This window comes from Mycetocola sp., assembly GCF_046716805.1.
Lineage (GTDB): Bacteria > Actinomycetota > Actinomycetes > Actinomycetales > Microbacteriaceae > Mycetocola_A.
In genome coordinates, this window is the sequence record NZ_JBKJWH010000072.1 from 1 (window position 1) to 2,529 (window position 2,529).

General features: G+C 62.6%; 4 protein-coding genes. 3 read left to right on the forward strand and 1 reads right to left on the reverse strand.

Translation table 11 applies throughout. The annotated features are described in order from the left end of the window. On the forward strand, nt 1–147 hold a 147-nt coding region (locus ACLQ62_RS05880), incomplete at its 5' end, for a Fe-Mn family superoxide dismutase (protein ID WP_411720730.1). Between the two features lie 177 nt (nt 148–324). Further along, nucleotides 325–885, forward strand: coding sequence for a MarR family winged helix-turn-helix transcriptional regulator (locus ACLQ62_RS05885; RefSeq protein ID WP_411720727.1), 561 nt, complete (start codon nt 325–327; stop codon nt 883–885). Here the strand turns inward: ACLQ62_RS05885 and ACLQ62_RS05890 are convergent. Continuing rightward, complete coding sequence (locus ACLQ62_RS05890; RefSeq protein ID WP_411720728.1) at nt 868–1,245, reverse strand: winged helix-turn-helix transcriptional regulator; 378 nt, start codon at nt 1,243–1,245, stop codon at nt 868–870. The two genes, ACLQ62_RS05885 and ACLQ62_RS05890, sit on opposite strands and share 18 nt — an antisense overlap. A gap of 161 nt (nt 1,246–1,406) precedes the next feature. Between ACLQ62_RS05890 and ACLQ62_RS05895 the strand changes: the two genes are divergently transcribed. After that, nucleotides 1,407–2,529, forward strand: a 1,123-nt coding sequence (locus tag ACLQ62_RS05895) for an LLM class flavin-dependent oxidoreductase (protein ID WP_411720729.1), incomplete at its 3' end; no start/stop codon positions are given.

The following is a 2,529-nucleotide window of genomic DNA, read 5'->3' on the forward strand; positions in this document are numbered from 1 at the left end:
GACATGTGGGAGCACGCCTTCTACCTCGACTATGTCAACGTCAAGGCTGACTACGTGAAAGCGTTCTGGAACATCATCAACTGGCAAGACGTCGCGCAGCGGTTCGGAAACGCACGAGCGAACCAGCCGACCCTCCTGCTTCCATAACCACACCGCCCCCATCGATAGGGGGTTGTACGGAAAGGGGTGGCCCGAGAGACAGAGCGCTCTCGCGCCACCCCCTCACGCGGTTCTTGAATTCCGAACTGTCTCGTGCGTGCAGGAGAGCATCAGAAACAGCTTCGCTAGCGGCGAAGAAAAACGCGCTCAAGAAAGGAGACGGTTATGAGGAAGGCGGAAGAGCTCCGTTATCTGGCTTTGGCGATCCAGCGTGATAGCAGTCGAGCGTTCGCGGCGATGCTGCGTCCCCTTGGTGTCACTCCCTCGCAAAGCGAGGTCATCCGAATACTCGGTGACTTCGGGCCGCTTACGCTGACTGCGCTCGGGAGACTGCACATTTCAGAGTCCGGCGACAAGCCCAGTCGCCTGGTTGATCGCCTCAGCGAACGAGGTTTCATTCGGCGCGAGACCGACCCGGAAGACCGCCGCTCAAGCGTGATCAGCCTCACCGCTCGGGGCGCGCTCCTGGAAAACCAAATCCACGCGGTCGAACGCCGCCTTGATGCGTCAATCGCTGCACTCACGGAAGATGAGCAGCTGGAAACGATCCTCGATGTTCTGCGCCCGCTCGCTGGCGCATTGCCGGCCGGCCAGAAATTGGCCCGTCGACTCGGCGATGAACGCTGCGTACGGCGGGACCAGACGCGGAGCTCGGCGGCTGCTACCTCTGCACCGGACGGCCTGGCAGAACCCGAGTTCGGGCTGGCGCTACTCCCGAGGGCCTGACATTGAGACGACACTCACCGGCGGTGTTGCGTCGGTCCGTGATCGGCTCCAGGTGACCAGTGGGTGCAGTAACGAAATCAGTTCCCGACCGGATCTGGTGAGCGCGTAACTGACCGACACCGGTGTCGTTGGCTGCACGTCGCGAGCGATCAGGCCTTCTGCTTCGAGCTCTTTCAACCGAGCCGCCAGCAGGCGATCAGAGATACCGTCGACCAAACCCCGGTATTCCGTGAACCGGCGAGCGCCGCGCGCACCAGCCAGGAGAATAGCGGCGTTCCACTTGCGGCCTGCTAACTCGGCTGATGCTTGGAATCGACGACATTCCTCGTCGTTGATGTGGACGAATTCTGCATCACTCATGGTGTCTCCAGACCGAGATAGATTAGTAAGCTCCTCGCCTACTCGCCTGCTTACCTATAGTAAGCGGCTTATTGCCAACTGGGCAAGCTGTTCCACTCCTGAAAGGCTGGACGCATGCTTCTCGTTTGGAACACCCGCACCCAGAACATGGCCTGCCTCTCATGAACTACGGCCATCTCTTGGAGTTCGGCACGTTGATCAAGCCAGTGAACCAGCCACCGGAGACGGCAGTTGATCGCGCGCGGTTGAGTGAGTTGCTCGGCTATGACATTGTCACCGTGCAGGACAATCCTGATCAGCCGGAGTTCCTTGACACGTGGACCCTGATGTCGTGGCTGGCGGGCCACACGGACCGGATCCGCATCGCCCCCAACGTTTCGAACACGCCGATGCGCACCCCGGCCGTCGCTGCTCGCGCCTCGGCGAGCCTGGACCTGCTTTCGAGTGGCCGCTTCAACCTGGCGCTGGGCGCGGGAGCGTCATGGGACGCACTAGAAGCTCGGGCCGTCGACCGGCTGACACCAGCCGAGTCTGCCGAAGCGCTCGAAGAAGCGATTGACATCATCCGCGACATTTGGTCTCCCGACCGCGGCCCCGTGCGATACGTCGGTGATTACTACCGTGTCGAGGGCGCACAGCGGGGGCCCGAACCCGCGCACGACATTCCCATCTGGCTCGGTGGGCTTGAGCCGCATATGCTCCGGCTGATCGGTCGCAAAGCCGACGGTTGGCTGCAATCCATCCGTGACATGAAGCCCGGACAACTCCGCGCAGCGAACCGGGTGATCGATGACGCGGCCGTCGAGGCAGGGCGGGATCCGCGTGAGATCCGCCGACTTGTGAACATCTCCGGGCGATTCCAAGCGTCGAGGACCGGATTCCTCGTCGGCCCCAGCCAGCAGTGGGTCGACGACCTGCTGCCGCTCGTCGTCGAAGACGGCGTCGGAACCTTCATCCTCCGGCCGGATGACCCAGCAACGATGCAACAGTTCGCGGAGGAAGTCATCCCAGCGCTCCGCAACGCGGCCCACCGTGCGTTGCCCGGCGGATTCAACAATGCCAATATTCGGCGCGCAACGGTGCGCGCCCGCCGCACCCCGGGAATCGCGTATGACCAGGTTCCGACAAGCCTGACCGATCGGGTGATCGAACCAGGCGATGTGGGGTACGGGTCAGTGCGTTCGACGTACCTGCGGGGAGGCTCGCCCGGTCTCGTGATCAGGCCACGGCACACCGCCGAAGTCGTCGACGCCGCCCACTTCGCCCGCAAGCACCCTCATCTAC